Raw genomic sequence first — 20,263 nt, 5'->3', positions numbered from 1 at the left:
AGTAAGGAATGGATTAGATGAGTATTACTTGGCAGCCGGTTGAGCCGGCCTATAAAACCAGTTTACAAATAGCTGTCATACTAGATATGGGCTTACTCGCCATCGTTGGCGCAGTTTTTTATCTATGGGTCCCTAATACCTCATGGCTGCCCAATGCGCTATGGCTGGCGATTCCTTGGGCTGTCATCACACTTTTTTTGGGGCTTTTTTGGAGCTCTCGACGCTTTCAGTTTACCGCTTACGCGCGTACAGATGCATCCATGTATCTACGCCGCGGCGCCTTGTGGCGTTTAACTCGGGCGGTGCCGCTTAATCGCATACAGCATGTTGAAGTGCGACAAGGACTGATTGAGCGCACGTTGGGCTTAGCACATTTAACCTTATATACGGCCGGTAGCGGTGGTGCTGATCTGAGTATTCCCGGGCTCAAACTAGCCACAGCAGAAGCTATGAAAGCCGCTTTGGTTGATGCCATTGCAACCGAATCTAGCCCAGTAGCCACGGAAACTGAAGAGCATGTCTGAGCAGTCAACCCAGCCACAACTTAAGTGGCAGCGCACACCATGGTTAACCCTTGGCTTTTTTATCGCCAAAGAAATTAAGTTGTTCATCAAGAACTTTACGAATTTCCTGCCTGCGCTAGCAGTTATCTTTGTCACCGACAGTGCTTGGGTGCCTTACGCACTCGGTGGTAGTTATTTGGTTTATATTTTTATCAGCGCCTTGCTCAATCATCGTTTCTTTTTATTTGCGCTAAGCAATGATGCGGTGCATTTACGAACCGGCGTCCTTGGTAAAAAAAGCCTAACCTTGAAATATGAGCGCATTCAACAAGCCGAACTCGAACAAACTTGGTACTTTCGCCCCTTTAACCTCACCATTTTAAAAGTCGATAGCGCCGGCTCTGCGGGCAAAGAAGTAGAGATCCCTGGTTTACCCATGCAGCAAGCACAGCAGTTGCGGCAGCTCATGCTGGCTACCGCGCCCGCTGTAGAATCCGAGCCTGGCGCCACCACCGAGGCGACACAAGCTGCAACGGCAGAAGAACCTCAATGGCAAACTCAGTTCAATTTAGCTGAAATCATTAAAGCCGGCGTCATCGACAATAAAATCTTTGTGCTACTGGCGCTGTTAAGTTATCCACTGTCGCAAACCGATTGGCTACAAGAGCAAATGGTGCCCTGGCTAGAAGCAAATATCGGATTTATTGAAAGTAGCCTGTGGTTAAATGTCGGGTTAGTGCTTGCGGTGTTAAGCCTATTGTTTGTGCTTGCCATAGCAGTAACCGTTATCACTTATTATGGTCTAGCTGTCAGCATTGATGGAGACCGCTATCAAGCTCGTAGTGGCCTTTTTAGTATCCGTACTGTGAGTTTCAGGTATCCCAAACTACAACGAGTTCAGATCAAGCAAAATTTACGAGCGCGTCTACTCAAACGCTTTCGCGTACGGGTAAGTCAGTTACAACCCACCATGGCACAGCATACCGCTGGGTCGAGTGCCTTTATTCTGCCAGTCGTTAACCCCGAACTCTTACATGAACTTAGGCAGCAGCTAAACCTCACCAATGCCAATCAAGTTCATTGGCAATCCATCAGTGCTTTAGCGTTATTAAGCCCTACCTTTTGGGTTGCTTGGCTAGCCCCGATAGCCTGCTTGGTCGGATATTTTGCGATCGAACTAAGCCTGACAAGCAGCTTCTTAATTGCCGTCTTACTATGGGGATTAATGCAAACCTATGTGGTATTTCGCTGGCGTAATTATGGCTTCAGTTATGACAGCACTTGGTTAGCCGTCAAGCACGGCGTGCTGGGACGGACCGAAAACTGGTATCCCTATTATAAAATTCAGCAACTGGATGTTTACCAGTCGCCTTGGTTAAGAATGCTTGGGTTTGCGCACATCATTGTGCACACTGCTGCGGGTGCTGAAGTTATCAAGTATCAGTCGCTGGCGTCGGCATTACAGCTACAACAGCAATGGATACAGCAAGTAGGACAAAATCAGCAGCGTTGGATGTAAGCCGCCGGTCTACGCGACTATAGGGTGGTACTTTGCTGCAGTTTTTGTTGCCAACTGGCAAGCAGCTCAGGGTAACCAAAGAGGTAACCTTGGAATTTGCGACAGCCTAAGCTGCGAAAATACGCACCACAGGCGCCGCCGCAATGCTGGAAAAATTATAAACGAGTTAGTTAACGCTCATCACTTGGTAAACGATTCGCCCATGTCACATAACACTGTTGCAATAAATCAGGCCCAGCAACCGCTCGATCATCTCGATTCAGTTTGGCTGTTCGGCTATGGCTCACTTATTTATAAAGCTGACTTTAGCTATTTGCAACGACGCCCAGCGCGCATCCATGGCTGGCAGCGACGGTTTTGGCAAGGCTCTCACGACCATCGAGGCACTCCAACAGCTCCAGGCCGGGTTGCCACACTCGTTCAAGCCGAAAATGCGCAGTGTAGTGGTATGGCGTACCAAGTTACGCCAGCAGTTTTTGAGCATTTAGACCATCGTGAAAAAAATGGTTACTTACGCTTCTTCACTGAATTCGAATGGTTAGACGGTAGTGGCACGGTAAACGGATTAGTCTATGTTGCAGGGCCTGATAATGACGCTTATTTAGGCCCCGCTAGTGAGCAGGAAATAGCTCGGCATATTGCACAATCAGCAGGGCCTAGTGGCCCCAATGACGAATATTTACTGTTATTAGCGCAAGCCTTGCGAGATCTTGATGACCATGACCCTCATGTGTTTGCGATTGAACGCGAATTACTCGCACTGCGGCAGCGTCATTCTACTTAGTTATGATGACTTCTGTGGTGGTTTTTCAGAAATATAAATGGTGATGGTACCTTCTATCACTACCTGACCATCAGCTCGCAACCCGCGTACACAAATAGCACTATCGCCCGCTTGCCAACTAGCAGCAGAGCATTCGGCAATAATGCGGATATCACTATCGGCTTTGGCGGTATATTGCACCGTCATGCCTTTAGGAATCCACCTTAGGTGTTTGGGTATAGAGGCTTCAGCTAGTGCCCCCATCGCCATTTCTAGACCATTACACAAAGCAATCGCATGCACAGTACCCATGTGGTTTTGCACTGCCTTACGTTTTTTGAACCTTAACTCACAATAATGAGGTTTGAGCTCGGTGATGGTTGGTTTTATGGTGGCAAAGTAAGGTGCTTTGCGCGCAAACATCCGCGAGAAAATCGTGCGACCAAAAGGGTACTTTAGACACTGATGGTATAGTTTCAGTAAATAGTTATCAGACATGCGCAGGTTCCGTTCTTGTTACCTTTATTCTTATCAGGGTACGACGAGCTAACCGTTGTCATTACGCCATACTTGCCAGCGCCTTTCTAAAGCGGGCTAGAGCGATCATAAAGAAGGCTAATCCTATCACAATGAGGGCCACTAATTGCGGCCAAATATGAGCAAACCCAGCCCCACGAAATAAAATAGCTTGGCCTAATTCAATAAAATGGGTGGTTGGCGCCGCACTCATGATCCAGCTAATCACTTGCGGCATACTCTCGCGCGGGGTCATGCCACCAGAAAGGATCTGCATCGGTAAAATAACAAGAATCAGCAACAACCCAAACTGCGGCATCGTGCGCGCAAACGAGGCCAAGAAGATACCTAGTGAGGTTGTAGCAAACAAATGAAAAGCCATAGCGATAATAAACCAGCTGACTGAACCCGCTAGTGGTATCTGTAACGCTCCTTCAACCACCACGAGTAGCGATAAACTAGCCGCCACCAACACAATCAATGCCATTGACCAAACTTTGGCAGCCATGATCTCGAACGGAGTAATCGGCATCACTAGCAAATGCTCAACGGTTCCATGTTCGCGTTCACGTAAGAGCGCAGCTCCGGTCAGAATAATCGACAACATGGTGATCTGAGATATCACCTCATTGATGGCAGAAAACCAACTGCCATTGAGTTCCGGGTTAAATCGCGAACGCATGCTTAACTGCACTGGAACTTGAGTATCCGTTTGTGCAAAGTCTTGCAGTTCTTGTTGAATCATGGCCTGAATGTAGCCGTTACCGGTAAAAGCTTGGCTCATTCGAGTGGCATCTACTAAGACTTGAAGAGCCGGTTGGTTACCCGCTAAGACATCACGCTGAAAGCCACTAGGTATGTGTACGATGAAGGTAAAACGTCCTTCGTCCATGAACCGATCGGCTTGGTGACTATCAACCGCCTCTGGTGGCATGAAATAGGGTTCATCAAACACCTGGACAATGCGGCTAGAAAGCTGTGATCGATCATCATCTATCACACCAATCGGCGTATTGTGTAGTGTTTCTGGCATAGCTGAAGCTGCGGTATAAACCGATAAGGTAAAGGCCATGACAATAATCAGCAATAAAATGGGATCTCTGGCTATGGCGCGTAATTCTTTCAATCCCAAATGCAGGATATTTTTCATTTGCATATTAGCGCTCCTGCTTATTCAATAACCACACACCGATGCCCAATAAAATCGGAATACTAACGGCTAATGGCCACAGTGCCGAGCCGGCGTCCGCTAAACTTAATCCTTTTGAGAAGACCCCGCGGGTGACAATAATATGATAGGTGGTTGGAAACACCTCGCCTAACCAGCGCGCGCCGCCCTCCAGTGAGGGCACTGGGGTAATCAAACCAGAAAATTGTGCAGCCGGTAAAATCGTGGCTAAGGTGGTGCCAAATAGCGCAGCTATCTGACTTTTTACAAAAGCCGACATGATCAAGCCAAACGTGGTGGCAATAATCACATACAGTAACGAAGCCAGCGTCAGAGCGGTCAAACTCCCGGTAATAGGCACATCAAACAAATAAACAGCCAGCACCATCAAAATAACGAAATTAAGCATGCCAATAGCGACATAGGGCAGTTGCTTACCTAACAAAAATTCGAGCTTGGTGGTTGGCGTCACATAAAAATTTAGCATCGAGCCCAACTCTTTTTCTCGCACCACCGCCAGCGACGTCAAAATAGCCGGAAACATCAGTAACAGCAGTGGAATCACCGCTGGCATCATGGCTGGTAGACTTTTCACATCAGGGTTATAACGAAATCGAGACTCAATCTGAGCTAAGCCTTGCAACCCATCTAAACCCTGCAAACGTGCCTGCTCTTGTAACCAATGCGCATGAATACCCTGCACGTAGCCTTGCACATTTTCACCGCGCATTGGCAGTGAGCCGTCTATCCAAGCACCTATTTCAACCCCTTGCCCACGATGCAAATCACGCGCAAATCCAGCTGGTATTTCTAGCGCCAAACTTAACTCACCACTACGCATACGGGCATCTAACTCTGTGTAACTGCTCAGAGGAGGACGCTCATCGAAATACCTACTACCACTTAAACTAGCTACATAGTCACGGCTCAAACTAGTTTGGTCTTGATCTAACACCGCAAAAGATAAATCTTCGATATCCATGTTAAGGCCATACCCCAATACCGCCATGAGAATGACGCTGCCTAACGTGGCCATAACTAACCGGATGGGGTCTCGAATCAACTCGATACTCTCGCGCCTCAAATAGCTCCAGAGACGCTGCCAACTAAATATTAATGGCTGTTTTGCCGTGTTACTAGTTGGTCTAGTTGATACCTCTAATTCTGCAGCTTGCGACGGTTCCGTAGCACCGGTAGTACGCTGCTGCGCGGCGATGGCATCTTGCAAGTAAGCCACAAAGGCATCATCTAACGAATCAGCCTGTTTACTGGCGGTAATTGCTGCCGGAGTATCGCTCACTAAGACTTCACCTGCATGCATCAAAGAAATTCGGTCGCAGCGCTCGGCCTCATTCATAAAATGGGTGGAAATAAAAATAGTCACTTGCTGCTCGCGGGCTAATTGCATCATGATGCGCCAGAAAATATCGCGCGCAATGGGATCTACGCCCGAGGTCGGCTCATCTAAGATCAAGAGCTCGGGCTGATGAATCATAGCCACGGCTAAACTTAAGCGCTGGCGCTCACCCAATGGCAAGCTATCAGGCAACTCATCAAGTACTTCACCTAACGCAAACTGTTCCGCCATGGTGTTAATACGCGCCTTTAATTCAGCACCATGCAACCCGAATAGGCGTCCATGTAAGGCTAAGTTTTGTGTTACTGTCAGCTCACCAAACAACGAAAACTGTTGGGTCATATAGCCCACACGCTTTCGCATAGCCACCGAGCTTTTTTCAGCTGGGGCACCAAATAAGAAGGCCTCTCCTGCACTGGCTTGTAGTAAGCCGGTAAGCATCTTCATGGTGGTGGTTTTGCCACAACCGTTCGAACCTAAAAAGCCGAAGATCTCACCCTTATAGACGGTTAGATTAACGTCTTTTACCGCCGTGAAATCACCAAATTTCATGGTCAAATGACGCGCTTCAATAGCCACGGTAGCAGCGCTGTCATGCTCTCGTGGCGTCAACACGAATGGTTGATAATCGGCGTGATCCGGCAGCAACCTTACAAAGGCTTGCTCTAAGTGTTCTGATTGGGTTTGTTGCAATAATTCAGCGGGACTACATTGGGTTAAAATACGGCCATCATGCATAGCAATCAGCCAATCAAAGACCGCGGCTTCCTCCATGTAAGCAGTAGCAACAACCACTGTCATCGCCGGCTGTTGTGCTTTAATGCGCGCGATAAGTTGCCAGAATTGTCGCCGCGACAAGGGATCAATTCCGGTGGTGGGTTCGTCTAAAATGAGGCAATCAGGATCATGAATCAGCGCGCAACAAAGTCCTAGCTTTTGTTTCATGCCGCCGGATAATTTTGCCGCTGGACGATCGGCGAAAACGGCCAACCCAGTCGCTTGCAACAGCTGCATGATACGTGGTTTACGGATATGTTTGCTTAAGCCAAATAAATCAGCAAAGAATTCTACATTCTCATAGACAGACAAAGTTGGGTAAAGATTTTTACCTAAACCTTGCGGCATATACGCAATCCGATGATACAAACGCGTCCGCGCACGGCTCGACCGAACATCTTCTTGCAACACCGTAAGCTGACCTTGCTGTAACTTTCTCGCGCCAGCAATTAAAGACAGCAAGGTTGATTTACCCACCCCATCAGGGCCAATCAAGCCTACCGTCACCCCCGCAGGAATGGCGAGCTCAATATCCGTAAGTATCTGCGTAGCACCATAACAGTGACAAACCGCAGCGGCTTGAATCACTGCCGTTGTGTTCATCATTACTCACCCTTTGCTTGCGGTGCCGCTAACTGTAATCGCGCGGGCCACGGCTGAGAGCTATCGGTGCGAACATAGGCCACCCCTGGTAGACCGGTTTTTACTTGGTCGATGTAGCGCTCAAGCAGTGCAGGCGACACCTGAGCCCGTACCCGAAACATCAGTTTTTCGCGCTCCAATGCAGTTTCTACCGTTTTCGGGGTGAATTGTGCTTCGTCTGAAATAAATGAAATAGTAGCGGGAATCACATAATTGGGGGCAGCATCGAGCAGAATACGAGCTTCACTCCCAATCGCCAGCTTACCGACCACGGCAGTGGGTAAAAAGAAAGTCATATAGACCTCTTTTAAATCCAGCAAATTAAGCACTCGACCTCCAGCGCCCACAACTTCGCCTTCGCGGGCGACAATAAATTGCACTCGCCCTGCTCGTGGTGCTAGTAACAAGCTATCATCTAACTCAACTTGGATACGCTCGACCGTCGCTTGCATTGCTTGAACTGCAGCTTCGGCACCAGCGACATGAGTTTGCGCAGCCGTGATGGCTGACGCAGCGGCAGCAACTTGCGCCTTGGTAGCAGCAATAGCGGCTTCAGCCCCAACCAAGGCCGCCTTAGCATTATCTAAATCTTGCGCCGACATGGAGCCTTGTTGGGCCAACTGCTGGGTTCGTTGATAACGCGCTTGCGCCAACTCCAATTCCGCCACCCGCTGAGCCAATACCGCTTGCGCGGCAACTTGCTCCGACTCGCGTAAAGTAACCTCACTTTGAGCGGCAACGACTTGGCTCTGGCTTTGTCGCAGTTGCGCTTGGGCTTGGTGCAACTGCGCCTGAAGCGAGGCGGTATCCATCAACGCCAGCTCGTCTCCAGCCGCCACCATTTGGCCCTCTTGTACCTTAATAGCCGTAATTCGGCCTGGCGTTTTTGCTGCTACATTAATTTCAACGGCCTCGATGCGTCCATTACCACTCGAGATATGTTCAGGTGGCGCCGATACCAACGACTGTACGTAGGTAAAACCGAACCAGCCAATAGCGGCGATTATTACCAAGCGCAACAGCCATTTAGTCGAGTTCTTCATGTCTCATCCTTTTAAATGTTTAACAACAAAAACCCTATTCCAATGCGGTTTTGGCGGTGGTTGTAATCCAATAAGGTTTCACCGTAACCGGAGAAGAATTGAATGTAAAAACGTAACCCGTCGGGCTTACTTGAGTTAAGCGGGTGGGTAAAGTCAACTTGCCACGACCCTTTATCCCAAGATAACTCTCGAGTAACGCGAGTAACGCTGTAGGTGTTTAACGAGTCCCGCCATAACAAGCGGTTCTCAAAGTTTCCACGGTAGCGGATAAGGTCTGGATTATCATCGTCATCACCGGTTTCATTCACTCGTTGCTTCCAGGTGGTTTCCCACGATAAATCACCGTACTCAATCATTCCACCAAAGTGAAAGTAATTCCAACTGCGCGAATCCGGTTTCGTTTGTCCATTAGATTCGTGTGCAAAACCTACTTTAGCAAAGCGGATGCGCGCCTTACCCGGCAACACATCAAGGTTTTCTGGAATAGGCACAACAGCAAACACATCAGGGTTGTAATCCGTGCTGCGGAAGGGAGATGAATTATCACCATCCCACACCTGCCATAGCGAGGTCTGTGTGTAAGACACCCACAAATCAGCGCCCGGTAAAATCACGTCTTCAAGTAGCTTCGTACGCAATGAGATCTGGATCTTAGCTTCATTCGGCATGTAGCTATCTAAGGTACTAGCGGGACCTCGAGTAGGAGACACAGGTTGCTCATTGATATCCGAACTATGGATCACTGGCAGAATAAAATTTGGCTCGTAAGTACGTAGCTGAAAAATCCCTCGCTTTTGCTCTTCGCTAAGCTCCCAATAAGTGCCAATAACATCCGTCACCGCAAACGCAGGATCTTTGCCTTGTTGTTGCTCTGAGCTGTTATCAACATCCTGTGCTAGCGTTGCAGACGTAAATAATCCTGCGATGACCGCCGTTATAGTAACTTTCATTAGGGGTGTTAATGGTGACCAACACATGCTTTATCTCCGTTATGATTCAATCGTCATGATGTCACTAAATAGCGGTCAACCAGCTCGGGTCCAAGCAACTTAGAAGGGGTATAATAACCACCTTCTGGCGCTTGCATTAAAACCTGTTGCGCTACATCCAGCGCACCTAAGCTGGTCAGCTTATAGCCATTCATTACGGTTAATTTCAATTCTACCCGATCGCCTGCACGATTCGTCGCTTCACCCCAAACATAGGTGTGCGCTTGCTCTAATTGCTGCTGATCTGGGCCTGCGGGTTGTGTATCTATTTTCTTCGCTAACCAGTTTTTAACCCAATTTAATCGCAATAGCCAACGCCATCGATTCAATCGTTTTAATCTTTTAACTAGGTTAGGTGACGCGGGTATGAACACCTCAACGTTACCAATACCGGTGCTGTAAAAAGCGGTCGCTACATCGCCCCAAGGAATCGTCATGGCTAATTTAGAACCACCACCAAAATCTATGTCCCGTGTTTTATAAGCCAACGGAACCATCTTTATCTCACCTTGCTGGCGAATCGCACCACCTTCACCTAAACGCCGGACGCTTGTCTTTGCGGTACCACGACTCATCCGTGAAGCCGAATCAAACCCCAAAGTTAAATGAGTGGCATCAGGTAATTGCTGCTGCAACCGTGCCGCTAGACAATCGGTCGGAATCACATCAAAGCCAACGCCTGGGCAGAGTACAATCCCTGCAGCTTGCGCCCGTTGATGTTGTTGATGGGCATATTCAAACACAGCCAACTCACCTGTAATATCCAAATAATGAGTACGAGTTGCTAGGCAGGCTTCAATCATAGGTTCGGCGGTGAGCTCAAACGGCCCCGCACAATGCAGGACTAAATCAACTTCCGCCAAGGCCTGGTGCAACGCCGCTTGGTCAGCTAAATCTACCACTCGAACCGGTAATTCTAAGCGCTCACCTAAGGCTTCTATCGCTGCCTGATTACGACCTGCTAAGATAGGCTGCAAGCCTCGCGCGACGGCCTGCTCCGCAATGAGAGTACCGGTGTAGCCGTTAGCTCCATAAATCATCCACTGCATCATAAATCCTTCTTATTATTAGCGAGCATAGTTAATTAAGCTGTTATTTATTGCCCATTTTCGAGATTTTTTCACTGGCATTAAACTGCCGAGCGGCACTGGCTTCTTCAATGGTGACCACGGTTTTTCCTACTGGGGATAACGCTAGGGCCGCCAACTTAATATGTTGAATCGCAAAAGGGATACCAATAATAGTTAAAATAAGAGCCGCGGCCGATATTAAATGCCCCAGCGCCAGCCACCAACCAAACAGTACAAACCAAACAATATTACCTAGGCATCCTAATGGCCCTGTTCCTAAATCTTCTCTCAAAGTCAGTTCGTTACGGCTGATAGCTTCTTTACCAAAGGGGAAGAAAGCAAACACTCCAATCACAAAGCAAGAACGCGCCCACGGAATCCCAACAATCGTAATAAATGCGATAACACCGGCTAATAGCCAGCCTAATCCCATGAGGATCCCGCCCAACAAAAACCACAAAACATTACCAATAGTGCGCACCCTGCATAGCTCCCATTCTTAACAAACTTTAACCATCTTTTCTTAATGTAAAGCGCAAAAGCTTTGTAAACCACCTAGAAATACCATCAAGCTCTACTAAGCTTAGTACCAGTATATGCTATTTTTTCGTTTATTTGCATTAACTCATCACCTTAATGGAGGTTGATCATGAAAGCACCAACAACAGCAACTCTTGTGATTGTAGCTATGTTAACTACAGGTGGTTTAGCTGCTTGTTCTGAGCAGCAGCAAGAAGAAACTCGCGATAAAGCACGATCGAGTTTAGAGCAAGCGACCGAGGCTACTAAGCAAGCAGTCAATGATGCTGCCGACTACGCTAAAGATGCCTCAGAGCGCGCCGGCGACTTTTTAAGTGATAGTGCAATTACCGCTCGGGTTAAAACTGCCTTATTTGAAGCGGACCAATTAAACGCTGGTCAAATCAATGTAGAAACTATTAACGGCCACGTGGTCCTAAGTGGTTTGGTAAAAACTGATGCCGAAGCCGATTTAGCCGAACAATTGGCTGAGGGCATTGAAGGCGTAAAATCGGTAGAAAATGATATTGAGGTAGAGTAGTCCAAACGCCACCGCTTTGCGTTAAACTAACCATTCTCTGCATAACAAGGAGTATGGTATGACCCAATCTTATACACCACCTAAAGTGTGGCAATGGGATCAAGCAAGCGGTGGCAAGTTTGCTAGTATTAGTCGCCCTCAGGCCGGCGCCACTCATCAAGCTGAGCTACCTCGTGGTAAGCATCCCCTACAGCTTTACTCGCTAGCTACACCCAACGGCGTGAAAGTCACTATTATGCTGGAAGAATTAATTGAGCAGGGCATTCAAGCCGCCGAATACGATGCTCATTTGATTCAAATTCTTGAAGGTGAACAGTTCAGCAGTGGCTTTGTCGAGGTGAATCCAAACTCAAAAATCCCAGCACTTTTAGATACCTCGACCACACCACCCACACGAGTTTTCGAGAGTGGTTCGATTTTATTGTATCTTGCTGAAAAGTTTGATGCTTTCTTACCTAAACAACCCGCTGCACGAACGGAAACGCTTAACTGGTTGTTTTGGCAAATGGCTAGCGCACCTATTCTAGGTGGCGGTTTTGGGCATTTTTATGCCTACGCACCAGAAAAATTTGAATACCCGATCAATCGCTACACGATGGAAGTAAAGCGGCAGCTTGATGTTTTAGATAAGCAATTGGCCTTGCATCCCTATGTGGCGGGCGCTGAATATAGTATCGCCGATATGGCTATTTGGCCTTGGTATGGTGCCTTAGTCACCAACCAAGTTTATGATGCTGCAGAGTTTATAGAAGCTCATACCTATCAACATGTTTTACGCTGGGCTGAACAAATCGCACAACGCCCAGCAGTGCAGCGCGGTCGTATCGTCAACAAAACGTGGGGAGAATTGCATAAGCAGTTGCATGAACGCCACGATGCCAGCGATTTTGAGCTGCGCACGCAAGATAAGCTAACAACCTAACGAGTTGCAGCAAAACGTCGCCCTAGCACAGCTCGAAAAGAAGCCTAGCTAGGGTGACCCGCTTAACCTAACTAAGCCTTTTTAAGGGCACGCACAATAATCAGCAACACCACCGCCCCGACTGTTGCCACCACAATACTCCAAATGATGCCACCGCCACTAGCAACACCAAGTGCGTTGAACAAAAAGCCGCCAATCATGGCACCAATAATACCTATCACCATATTGCCTAACAACCCAAAACCGCCTCCTTTGATTAAGGTACCTGCTAGCCAACCGGCAATAATGCCTACCAATAAAAACCATAAAAAGCCCATAGCACGCTCCTTTCTTCTGATTTATCAATAAGTACTAATACATAAACCTAGCAGTAAATGATAGTTCTTGCATACATAACAGATCTAGGTATAGAATTTATACCTAGAGGTTCTAGGTATAAACATTTACTTTTACTCATTAGGTTGCTTATGAACTTATCCAAAGATCTGATGGCGGCATCATCCACTCCTATTGTGTTAGGCGTGATTGCTGAAGGTGAAACTTACGGCTATGAAATCGTTAAGCGCGTTGAAGAGCTATCTGGCGGCATTCTCACTTGGACTGACGGCATGATGTACCCCTTATTACATCGGTTAGAAAAACAAGGTTACCTGGTAGCCCGGTGGCGCTTAGCTGACAGCGGCAGAAAACGTAAATACTACGCCATTACTGACCTTGGCAAACAAGCCATTCTTGAACAGCGCCAACAATGGCAGCTGATCAACAACGCCCTTAACACATTATGGAATAATCCTTATGACTTCCAACCCGCCTGATGACCATCTTGTTCTGACCCAAAATATTGCTGAATGGCGACGCTATTTATTACGCCAATCGGCCATTCAAGAAGAAGATGCGGATGAATTAGAAAGCCATTTACGCGATGAAATCGACGCACTCATCGGTGCCGGTTTAGCAGCCGACGAAGCCTTTTTAGTCGCCACCAAACGGCTCGGTCAAATCGCAGCTATTTCGCATGAATTTGCGGAGGTCCATGCGGGCCGATTATGGCGAAATCTTGTCTTTAGCCCTGCGACTAGTTCGGCTTCTCTACTGACGGTATTGCTGTTAGCGCTGGTAGCAGCCATAGCCATTAAAGCTCCCCTTTTATTTGGGGTATCCATGGCATCTCATGAATGGTTTTTTGCCTATAATATTTCATTGTTTTGCTTGCCCATGTTAGCAGCCTATTGGGTTATTGAACGGCAGCTGGGGCAACGGGGCTGGCTGTTTGTCGGTAGTTGTACCCTGTTTGCGGCTATCTATATGAATGCTATGCCGTGGCAACCTGGTGGTGATACGGCTGTCTTGGCCATGCTGCATTTGCCACTGTTGTTGTGGTTTATGGTAGGTGTCACCTACAGCGGAAACTGGTGGCGTTCGGATGCCAAGCAGATGGATTTTATCCGCTTCTCGGGCGAATACTTTATTTATTTTGTGCTTGTTGCGTTAGGCGGAGCCGTTTTAACAGCATTTACCATAGGTATCTTCTCGTTTATTGACATTGATGTGGAATGGTTCGCCAGTCAATGGATCATTCCTTGTGGAGCTATGGGCGCGGTGGTCATCGTAGGCTATCTAGTAGGCGCAAAACAAGGGGCGATAGAGACGATGGCACCGGTGCTTGCTCGGATCTTTACTCCTTTGTTTACGCTGCTGTTAAGTGTCTTTTTAATGGTGATGCTCGTCACCGGCAAAGGCTTCAATTTAGAACGAGATGTACTGTTAGGGTTAAATATGATGCTGATTCTGGTACTTGGATTAGTGCTCTACAGTGTCAGTTCAAAAGCGCCTGCACAAGGCCCTAGTCTCTTTGATTATTTGCAATTGCTGCTAGTTGCGACAGCATTGTGTGTTGACCTTCTGGCCCTCTTGGCAATAGGTGGCCGCATTTTAGAGCTCGGTCTGACTCCCAATAGAATCGCCGTTTTAGGGGCAAACTTATTGTTGCTAACTAGTTTAGCCGGCTATGCCTGGTATTACTTCTTGTTTATTCGAGCACGAGCAGGCTTTGTTCAGTTAGAGCAGTGGCAAATTAAACTGATACCCTTTTATGTAGCTTGGGCGGCGGTCGTCGTCTTCTTATTACCTCTAGCATTTAGATTTGCTTAATAGCTTAATAACATGGGTCTTGTTGACCCGCTTAGCATAGCCAGTCGTTACTCTAACCGGTAACGACTGACCGTTGCTAACAGCATTAAATACTGGTGTAGCCACCATCAACCAAGTAATAACCACCGGTCATGAAAGATGCCTCAGACGACAATAAAAAGCATACCAACGGAGCAACTTCATCGGCTCGGCCTAAACGCCCTAGCGGGTGCCGGCTCACCAATTGATCGCGTAACTCTTGCGGTAAACTCTCTAATAATGGTGTGTCTATGTAGGCAGGGCCCACACAATTAATGCGTAAGCCTTGTGGCCCGTATTCAGCTGCGGCGTTTTTCGTGAGTCCCACCACCCCATGTTTAGCGGCGGTATAAGCACCATTTCCAAGTGCTGCCACCATGCCATGGATAGATGCCATATTAACAATAGCGCAGTGTTCAGCCCCAGCCTTAAGCATGGCAGGTATTTGATATCTCATGCCATACAGCACACCGTTTAAATTGATATCAATCACCCGCTGCCATTCAGCCAAATCGGTCTCACCCGCTGGCGCTTGAGCACCACCAATACCCGCATTGTTAACGGCATAATGTAATGCGCCGTAAGTGGCTTCGGCAAACTTAACCGCTTGCTCTGCAGCTTCGGCTTTTGCTGTGTCTTGCTGAAAAGCAGTAGCATCACCACCGGCTTGCTGAATAGCCTTAGTAACTCGTTCTGCTGCTGCTAGGTTGATATCTGTTAGTACCACCTTCGCGCCTTTACTCGCTAAGGCTTTAGCAATAGCTTCACCTAAGCCTGAACCGGCACCGGTAACCAAAGCAACTTTACCTTGAAATGACGTCGACATAACTACCTCCTAAACCTACTGGGTTTAATGTGAATGGTGGTGATGATGCTCGTGTTCGTGCTCATGCTCGTGGTACTCGTTGTCACGGCATAATTCACCAGGAAACTCTAATTCAATGGTTGTATGACTCAATGCAAATGGCATCAGTACCGCATCAATTTGTTGTTTGAATAAGCGCCGCTGCGCTATATCTAAGTCGACAGCTACGACCACATGTGCAGTTAAAACATGATGCTCACCATCTAACGACCAAAAATGTAAATGATGCACATCCTCTACTTGCTCCAGCTGGCGTAGTTGTTGCTCAACAGAGCTTATCGTATTTTGGTCTGGCGCAGCCTGAAAAAACAGCCGTGCCGTCTGAAATAGGTTACGAACTACATTAACTAAAATAAAAATCGTAAAAGCTACTGATAACAACGGATCGAGAATAGGCCATTCAACAAACATCAATACGATAGCAACAATCAGTACCGCAACCCAACCTAAAACATCTTCTAGTAGGTGCCAATTAATCACGCGTTCATTTAAGGTTTTGCCCGCTGATAACTTATAAGCGGCAAAGCCATTCACTGCTATGCCTAAAATCGCTAAGCCAATCATGCCCTCGGTAACAGGCATTTGCGGATCCCACAGGCGTGGAATAGCTTCAGTGAGCACCCACACAGACCCAGCAATCAGCACCAGCGCATTGATGAAAGCACCCGCCAAGCTGAGCCGACGGTAGCCATAGGTGTATTGCGGATTAGCCTGCTTGCGCCCCAATTTATTGAGTACCCAAGCTAACGCTAAGGCTAAGCTATCACCTAAATCATGTACCGCATCAGCTAAAATCGCAGTACTATTGGTTAATATCCCACCAATAAACTCGATGATAGTAAAACAAAAATTGAGAACGAAGGCCCAGCCTAGCCGTTCGGAAGAAAGATCTTTACTGTGATCATGATGGTGATGGCTCATGGACTACCGTTAGTTATGGATGTTATTCGTTTTAAAACGATAACACATAACACTAAAAAAGTGCCTAGAACAATGGTAGGCCAGGGAATAAAAACAGCCAAACCAAGACAAGCGATTAAGCCCAAAAAAGACACCCATTTAGGCACAAAACGCTGTGCTTGCGGAACCTTAAGCGCAGCTAGATTAGTTAACCCATAATAGACCAAGACCGTAAAAGCACTCAATGTCCATGCAGCTTCAATACCGCCGCCGAGAGCAATCAAAGCCATCACGGCAAAGGTTAACCAAGTTGCAGCTGGTGCTGATTTTTGTTGGCTATCGAGACGAGCAAGGCTGCGAGGTAAATCGCCACGGCGGCCCATAGCCAAGACGACCCGCGATACGCCAAGTACTAGATTTAGAATAACGCCACACATGGCTACAATACCGCCTAGCACGATCACTCCATGCCAGGTCGAATGCTCCACTAATTGGGCTATATTAAAGTTACTCTGAGCAAAACTCTCGGCACCGCTTACATGCAAAATAGCTAGGCCGACAGCTATGTACAACAGACTAATGATAGCCAACGTGAGCACAATGGCTTTGGGAATAGTCTGGCGTGGGTTTATCACTTCTTCGCCCATAGTAGCAATACGGCCATACCCGGTAAAAGCTACAAACATCAGCGCAGCAGCAAAAAACACACCATTATCGTATTGCTGTAACGATGCTTCGGTAAAAATCAATGGTGGGCTAGGTTCACTGTATGCAGCAACAATAAACACCACTAAACCAATCAGGCTAAGGGTTACGAGAATAGCATTGAGCCCATTGGTACGGCGTACCCCACTGAGTACAAAGCTAGTAAAAAGCAACAATAATCCCGCTGCAATCCCATGAATGGTCCAAGCTGGGGTGTTTACAAGTGTATTGAGATAGCCATGCAAATACCATGCAACAGCAAGTGCTGCGGTAGCGGCTGATGCGCTTTTTGCGAGCACAAATAAGGTGCCCGCGGTTAAGCCTGCGGTGGGGTTAAGAAACTTATAGCCATACTCATAGGTGCCACCACTTACTGGATGTACCGCGGCTAGTTGAGCCGAGCTTAGGCCATTAAATAACGCCGTAAATGCAGCCAGAATAATGGCAACAACTAGATTTGGCCCAGCTAATTCAGCGCTCAAGCCGACACTCACATACGCTCCAGTACCCAAAATTGAGCCAAGCCCGAGAATAATGGCCCCGCCTAACGTCGTTTCACGTACTAACTGTTGTGTCATCGTTTCACTTATCTCATTTGTGATAATCAGCCAACCTAACAGTGCCACATGACGTTTTTATGACAGCTGATGCGTTAGCGCTTCAACGTTAACATGTTGGAGAGTTCTTCGCTGCCCTCTTTGCTATTGATGGTAGCTAATGTCCAAATAGCCGCTAGTACCAAGAGCACACCGTGAGTGATCGCACTGTCGAAATTGATATCAAACAGGAAACTTAGCAGCCAGGCCAGTAAATACGTAAAGCCAATTGCCGGTATACTGAGCATTGCAAAAGCTAGCATAACTATTACAAACGCACCCAAGTAAGGAGCGACAAGGTTCATGGGGTACCTATACATAACGCAGAGCGCACCGGTGACCTTGACGTAGCGAAGCGGAGACAAGGGCGTCCGAGTGCCGTGTTTGGTTAAATTGCTATCGTTCACCCTCAAGACCATGCCACACTCGGAGAATAATGATGGCACTGGCATGAACTGAATATCGAACGACGTATTTTCCGAAAACCATATCTCGAACAGAGTCAGGCACCGGTGCCATTTCAACTGGTGCGCCCATTTTGGGGAAGTCTGGAAGTAATTCGACTTTGCCAACCAGTTCGGCGGCAATCCTGACTGCCGACGACGGGCTGTGCACCGCAATGAACTCCCTGAGGCGTTTCAAATCATCAATGGCTTCGTCCGTGTAAACCAGCTTCACTTACCTGATCTCGGCGCATTTTGCTCGTTTTCGGTTCCCCAGCTATTAAGCCAACTGTGGACCTCGCTGGCATCAACAACCTTGCCTTGGGCAGCAGACTCCATTGCCTCTAACGTTTGTTTCCACCGCTCTTGCTCAAGCTGATGCTTTTCTATGTATTCCGACAATGCCTGGTTAATTACCCAGCCTTTGCTACGGTGTAGCCTGCTGGCGATTGCTTCCAGATGCTGTTCAACTTCTGCTTGAAGGCGAACTGTGGTGACGCTCATGACTATGCCCCTCATACCTAGTGACTACAACGTATTACAGCATAGTCTGCGAGGTTAGGCAAAAAATTTTACGCTGAAATAAGCGGCGGCCCAACAGGGGCGTCCGGTGGAGGCCGCAGGCCGGAACGAACTTAATTGACTGGTTAACTGGCGCTGCCACCGTAGAAAGACCTTAGCACCTGATGACGGTGCTTGAAGATGAACCGGTAAACAGGCCCCAGAACGTATGCCAGCAGGGGCAACCTACACTGGAACTCGACCGTATCGGTGACTCGGCATGATGCCTCGCTTCTATCGATCTCCCGCCGATGGTGCCACAGCTTATTGGTTAAAGAGCTCGACGCCTCCGCAAAACCCCGTTGGCGATCAATGGATTGAAAGAAGAACGTGTGCCGATCGATGGGAAGGATACCGAAAAGGAGTATCGAGCTAGAAAAGAGCACCTTACCCGTAGGCCATTCAAAGATTGGCTTGCTTGACCACTCTGAGGGAGCCGTCATACGGATGATGGGACTCAGCTCCCTATTCACGCCCTTCATGGTGAGGAGCCCATCGACATCTTCGGGACTGATTTTGAGATTGCTCGATACTTCAAATTTCACTGAGGTCTTCCGTGACAGTTAACGCAAAGCACACGGGCGACGAGCTGCGCAGCGGGTTGGCGTCCCAGCGACCAACGGGAGCGAGTGTTACGCATTGTTAGGTGAACACTCATTTACAACCGCAAGCCCCAGATCTATGTGAGCAACAATATAACCATATTGCTTCTTTGATAGTAAGCCTTCTGTAAATTTAGCTTTTGCTAGATCGTGGTTCCAAGCATGACCACATGGCGCCTCAGGAATTGATGTGTCTAGGTTTACGAGATATTGCTGATTGCCATCCAGTTGATGACCTTTATGGACGACACTTTTAGCGCAAAGACTTAACGCATATTCGACAGCAAATTTGTCTACGCTGGGAAGGCCAACGAATTCCACATCGCAACCCAAAATACGATTACCAGATTGCTCGGTGTAATAGAGCTTTCCTGTGGTACACGCTGACATGAAAAATGCCGCAGCGAGAATCATTAAAAACCTAAGAATCAAAAAAACACTCCTTGTTCGCCTAACGCTTACAATAACGGGAAAAACCGAGTGCTTTGGCACGAAGTGCCAGCGAGGCTTTTTCCCAATGAGCGAAGCGAATGTGGTTTATTGTTTTGTTAGGTGCGTTGTACATTTTTAAACTGATTTGCCACATAGGCTGCAACTGGGGACAGTGTGAATAAAATAGTTGGCACAATTATACCTCCTGCAACAAATAGCATAATACTACCGACTAAACTGAGAACACTGATAGCTGCCCAGCCCATACAAATCATTAAAACTGCTTGACTGTTACTTTCCGTTTTCCATATTCGCAATGACAGTCCAGAAAAAACCAGCAACATTACGAATGGTAAAAAATTTGATAATTCCATTTGACTCTCCTTTAGCACCTAACGCTGCTGTAACCGGGCCGAATTACGGAGCGGTAGTTTGTGCGACAGTGAGCGAAGCGAATGCACAAACTGCCGCGTAGTAATTTGGGTCCGGTTTACAGCCTTGTTATAAGCTGACATTTTTACGCACATAGTTCCATGCAGTAACGGCACACCCTGCACCGAATAGACCATAAAGACCCAGAAAAGTGGCTGATTGAAAACTGAACTCGGTGCCAGTCACGCCAAACATTAAAACCGGTGTGAGCGCACCAAATATAAAACCG

At 47.6% G+C, this 20,263-nt stretch carries 23 protein-coding genes; 7 read left to right on the top strand and 16 right to left on the bottom strand.

The window, feature by feature from the left end; all coding sequences use genetic code 11:
* The first annotated feature begins 17 nt into the window (after positions 1–17).
* The 3 genes from ACQ661_RS11500 (at position 18) to ACQ661_RS11490 (ending at position 2,806) form a co-directional block, all read left to right on the top strand.
* Positions 18–524, top strand: a complete 507-nt coding sequence (locus ACQ661_RS11500; protein ID WP_153827178.1) for a PH domain-containing protein — start codon at positions 18–20, stop codon at positions 522–524.
* Positions 517–2,022 carry a PH domain-containing protein gene (locus ACQ661_RS11495; RefSeq protein ID WP_431668388.1) on the top strand — a complete coding sequence of 502 codons (1,506 nt, stop codon included), beginning with the start codon at positions 517–519 and terminating at the stop codon, positions 2,020–2,022. Before ACQ661_RS11500 ends, ACQ661_RS11495 begins: the two co-directional genes overlap by 8 nt.
* A 202-nt stretch (positions 2,023–2,224) precedes the next feature.
* Positions 2,225–2,806, top strand: coding sequence for a gamma-glutamylcyclotransferase (locus ACQ661_RS11490; RefSeq protein WP_431668386.1), 582 nt, complete (start codon positions 2,225–2,227; stop codon positions 2,804–2,806).
* Here ACQ661_RS11490 and ACQ661_RS11485 read toward each other — a convergent pair whose 3' ends face one another.
* From ACQ661_RS11485 to ACQ661_RS11455, 7 genes are all read right to left on the bottom strand, one after another.
* On the bottom strand, positions 2,807–3,283 hold the full coding sequence (locus tag ACQ661_RS11485) for a hotdog fold domain-containing protein (RefSeq protein ID WP_313932577.1): 477 nt from the start codon (positions 3,281–3,283) through the stop codon (positions 2,807–2,809).
* 61 nt (positions 3,284–3,344) lie between these two features.
* Positions 3,345–4,457, bottom strand: coding sequence for an ABC transporter permease (locus tag ACQ661_RS11480; RefSeq protein ID WP_431668384.1), 1,113 nt, complete (start codon positions 4,455–4,457; stop codon positions 3,345–3,347).
* A gap of 1 nt (position 4,458) precedes the next feature.
* Positions 4,459–7,209: a ribosome-associated ATPase/putative transporter RbbA gene (gene rbbA / locus ACQ661_RS11475; protein WP_431668382.1), complete on the bottom strand. Its 2,751-nt coding sequence runs from the start codon at positions 7,207–7,209 to the stop codon at positions 4,459–4,461.
* Complete coding sequence (locus ACQ661_RS11470; RefSeq protein WP_153827172.1) at positions 7,209–8,288, bottom strand: HlyD family secretion protein; 1,080 nt, start codon at positions 8,286–8,288, stop codon at positions 7,209–7,211. Before ACQ661_RS11470 ends, rbbA begins: the two co-directional genes overlap by 1 nt.
* A gap of 11 nt (positions 8,289–8,299) precedes the next feature.
* Positions 8,300–9,265, bottom strand: coding sequence for a phospholipase A (locus tag ACQ661_RS11465; protein ID WP_431668380.1), 966 nt, complete (start codon positions 9,263–9,265; stop codon positions 8,300–8,302).
* Between the two features lie 26 nt (positions 9,266–9,291).
* The gene (locus ACQ661_RS11460) at positions 9,292–10,329 is read right to left on the bottom strand and encodes a saccharopine dehydrogenase family protein (RefSeq protein ID WP_431668379.1); all 1,038 of its coding nucleotides are present in this window, start codon (positions 10,327–10,329) and stop codon (positions 9,292–9,294) included.
* Positions 10,330–10,369: 40 nt separating this feature from the next.
* Complete coding sequence (locus tag ACQ661_RS11455) at positions 10,370–10,828, bottom strand: YccF domain-containing protein (protein WP_162014620.1); 459 nt, start codon at positions 10,826–10,828, stop codon at positions 10,370–10,372.
* A 168-nt stretch (positions 10,829–10,996) separates the two neighbouring features.
* On the opposite strand from ACQ661_RS11455, the gene ACQ661_RS11450 reads away from it, so the two are divergent.
* Positions 10,997–11,407, top strand: a complete 411-nt coding sequence (locus ACQ661_RS11450) for a BON domain-containing protein (RefSeq protein WP_313932583.1) — start codon at positions 10,997–10,999, stop codon at positions 11,405–11,407.
* A 58-nt stretch (positions 11,408–11,465) separates the two neighbouring features.
* Entirely contained in the window at positions 11,466–12,329 is an 864-nt protein-coding gene (gene yghU / locus ACQ661_RS11445) for a glutathione-dependent disulfide-bond oxidoreductase (RefSeq protein WP_431668377.1), read from the top strand.
* Positions 12,330–12,400: 71 nt separating this feature from the next.
* On the opposite strand, the gene ACQ661_RS11440 is transcribed toward yghU, so the two are convergent.
* Positions 12,401–12,646: a GlsB/YeaQ/YmgE family stress response membrane protein gene (locus tag ACQ661_RS11440; protein ID WP_153827169.1), complete on the bottom strand. Its 246-nt coding sequence runs from the start codon at positions 12,644–12,646 to the stop codon at positions 12,401–12,403.
* A 150-nt stretch (positions 12,647–12,796) separates the two neighbouring features.
* Between ACQ661_RS11440 and ACQ661_RS11435 the strand changes: the two genes are divergently transcribed.
* Together ACQ661_RS11435 and ACQ661_RS11430 are read left to right on the top strand one after the other, a co-directional pair.
* The gene (locus ACQ661_RS11435; RefSeq protein WP_153827168.1) at positions 12,797–13,144 is read left to right on the top strand and encodes a PadR family transcriptional regulator; all 348 of its coding nucleotides are present in this window, start codon (positions 12,797–12,799) and stop codon (positions 13,142–13,144) included.
* Positions 13,125–14,480, top strand: a complete 1,356-nt coding sequence (locus ACQ661_RS11430) for a permease prefix domain 1-containing protein (RefSeq protein WP_431668376.1) — start codon at positions 13,125–13,127, stop codon at positions 14,478–14,480. Before ACQ661_RS11435 ends, ACQ661_RS11430 begins: the two co-directional genes overlap by 20 nt.
* Before the next feature lie 85 nt (positions 14,481–14,565).
* Here the strand turns inward: ACQ661_RS11430 and ACQ661_RS11425 are convergent, their stop codons facing one another.
* The 8 genes from ACQ661_RS11425 to ACQ661_RS11390 all read right to left on the bottom strand — a co-directional run bounded on the left by ACQ661_RS11425 (position 14,566) and on the right by ACQ661_RS11390 (position 19,976).
* A complete protein-coding gene (locus tag ACQ661_RS11425) occupies positions 14,566–15,324 on the bottom strand; it encodes an SDR family NAD(P)-dependent oxidoreductase (RefSeq protein WP_110076824.1) in 759 nt (252 codons plus the stop codon).
* 24 nt (positions 15,325–15,348) lie between these two features.
* On the bottom strand, positions 15,349–16,284 hold the full coding sequence (locus tag ACQ661_RS11420) for a cation diffusion facilitator family transporter (protein ID WP_431668375.1): 936 nt from the start codon (positions 16,282–16,284) through the stop codon (positions 15,349–15,351).
* Positions 16,281–17,546 carry an APC family permease gene (locus ACQ661_RS11415; protein ID WP_431668374.1) on the bottom strand — a complete coding sequence of 422 codons (1,266 nt, stop codon included), beginning with the start codon at positions 17,544–17,546 and terminating at the stop codon, positions 16,281–16,283. Before ACQ661_RS11415 ends, ACQ661_RS11420 begins: the two co-directional genes overlap by 4 nt.
* A 74-nt stretch (positions 17,547–17,620) precedes the next feature.
* Positions 17,621–17,869, bottom strand: a complete 249-nt coding sequence (locus tag ACQ661_RS11410; RefSeq protein ID WP_431668373.1) for a hypothetical protein — start codon at positions 17,867–17,869, stop codon at positions 17,621–17,623.
* A gap of 91 nt (positions 17,870–17,960) precedes the next feature.
* A complete protein-coding gene (locus ACQ661_RS11405; RefSeq protein ID WP_034733600.1) occupies positions 17,961–18,242 on the bottom strand; it encodes a type II toxin-antitoxin system RelE/ParE family toxin in 282 nt (93 codons plus the stop codon).
* Complete coding sequence (locus ACQ661_RS11400; protein WP_431668372.1) at positions 18,239–18,511, bottom strand: CopG family ribbon-helix-helix protein; 273 nt, start codon at positions 18,509–18,511, stop codon at positions 18,239–18,241. The genes ACQ661_RS11405 and ACQ661_RS11400 overlap by 4 nt, the downstream gene beginning before the upstream one ends.
* Positions 18,512–19,200: 689 nt before the next feature.
* A complete protein-coding gene (locus ACQ661_RS11395) occupies positions 19,201–19,602 on the bottom strand; it encodes a hypothetical protein (protein WP_313932589.1) in 402 nt (133 codons plus the stop codon).
* Positions 19,603–19,718: 116 nt separating this feature from the next.
* Positions 19,719–19,976, bottom strand: coding sequence for a hypothetical protein (locus ACQ661_RS11390; RefSeq protein ID WP_313932590.1), 258 nt, complete (start codon positions 19,974–19,976; stop codon positions 19,719–19,721).
* Positions 19,977–20,263 lie beyond the last annotated feature (287 nt).

The organism is Pseudidiomarina sp. WS423, assembly GCF_050750165.1.
GTDB classification, from domain to species: Bacteria; Pseudomonadota; Gammaproteobacteria; order Enterobacterales; family Alteromonadaceae; genus Pseudidiomarina; species Pseudidiomarina fusca.
This window is presented reverse-complemented; position numbering and strand designations above follow the sequence as displayed.

Bases quoted from the DNA above. Each gene is read 5' to 3' on its own strand.
- ACQ661_RS11465 (WP_431668380.1), bottom strand. From the start codon at position 9,265: ATGTGTTGGTCACCATTAACACCCCTAATGAAAGTTACTATAACGGCG.
- ACQ661_RS11425 (WP_110076824.1), bottom strand. From the start codon at position 15,324: ATGTCGACGTCATTTCAAGGTAAAGTTGCTTTGGTTACCGGTGCCGGT.
- yghU (WP_431668377.1), top strand. From the start codon at position 11,466: ATGACCCAATCTTATACACCACCTAAAGTGTGGCAATGGGATCAAGCA.
- ACQ661_RS11500 (WP_153827178.1), top strand. From the start codon at position 18: ATGAGTATTACTTGGCAGCCGGTTGAGCCGGCCTATAAAACCAGTTTA.
- ACQ661_RS11430 (WP_431668376.1), top strand. From the start codon at position 13,125: ATGACTTCCAACCCGCCTGATGACCATCTTGTTCTGACCCAAAATATT.
- ACQ661_RS11470 (WP_153827172.1), bottom strand. From the start codon at position 8,288: ATGAAGAACTCGACTAAATGGCTGTTGCGCTTGGTAATAATCGCCGCT.
- ACQ661_RS11485 (WP_313932577.1), bottom strand. From the start codon at position 3,283: ATGTCTGATAACTATTTACTGAAACTATACCATCAGTGTCTAAAGTAC.
- ACQ661_RS11415 (WP_431668374.1), bottom strand. From the start codon at position 17,546: ATGACACAACAGTTAGTACGTGAAACGACGTTAGGCGGGGCCATTATT.
- ACQ661_RS11490 (WP_431668386.1), top strand. From the start codon at position 2,225: ATGTCACATAACACTGTTGCAATAAATCAGGCCCAGCAACCGCTCGAT.
- ACQ661_RS11460 (WP_431668379.1), bottom strand. From the start codon at position 10,329: ATGATGCAGTGGATGATTTATGGAGCTAACGGCTACACCGGTACTCTC.
- ACQ661_RS11450 (WP_313932583.1), top strand. From the start codon at position 10,997: ATGAAAGCACCAACAACAGCAACTCTTGTGATTGTAGCTATGTTAACT.
- ACQ661_RS11495 (WP_431668388.1), top strand. From the start codon at position 517: ATGTCTGAGCAGTCAACCCAGCCACAACTTAAGTGGCAGCGCACACCA.
- ACQ661_RS11390 (WP_313932590.1), bottom strand. From the start codon at position 19,976: ATGGAATTATCAAATTTTTTACCATTCGTAATGTTGCTGGTTTTTTCT.
- ACQ661_RS11400 (WP_431668372.1), bottom strand. From the start codon at position 18,511: ATGAGCGTCACCACAGTTCGCCTTCAAGCAGAAGTTGAACAGCATCTG.
- ACQ661_RS11410 (WP_431668373.1), bottom strand. From the start codon at position 17,869: ATGAACCTTGTCGCTCCTTACTTGGGTGCGTTTGTAATAGTTATGCTA.
- ACQ661_RS11435 (WP_153827168.1), top strand. From the start codon at position 12,797: ATGAACTTATCCAAAGATCTGATGGCGGCATCATCCACTCCTATTGTG.
- ACQ661_RS11480 (WP_431668384.1), bottom strand. From the start codon at position 4,457: ATGCAAATGAAAAATATCCTGCATTTGGGATTGAAAGAATTACGCGCC.
- ACQ661_RS11420 (WP_431668375.1), bottom strand. From the start codon at position 16,284: ATGAGCCATCACCATCATGATCACAGTAAAGATCTTTCTTCCGAACGG.
- ACQ661_RS11440 (WP_153827169.1), bottom strand. From the start codon at position 12,646: ATGGGCTTTTTATGGTTTTTATTGGTAGGCATTATTGCCGGTTGGCTA.
- rbbA (WP_431668382.1), bottom strand. From the start codon at position 7,209: ATGATGAACACAACGGCAGTGATTCAAGCCGCTGCGGTTTGTCACTGT.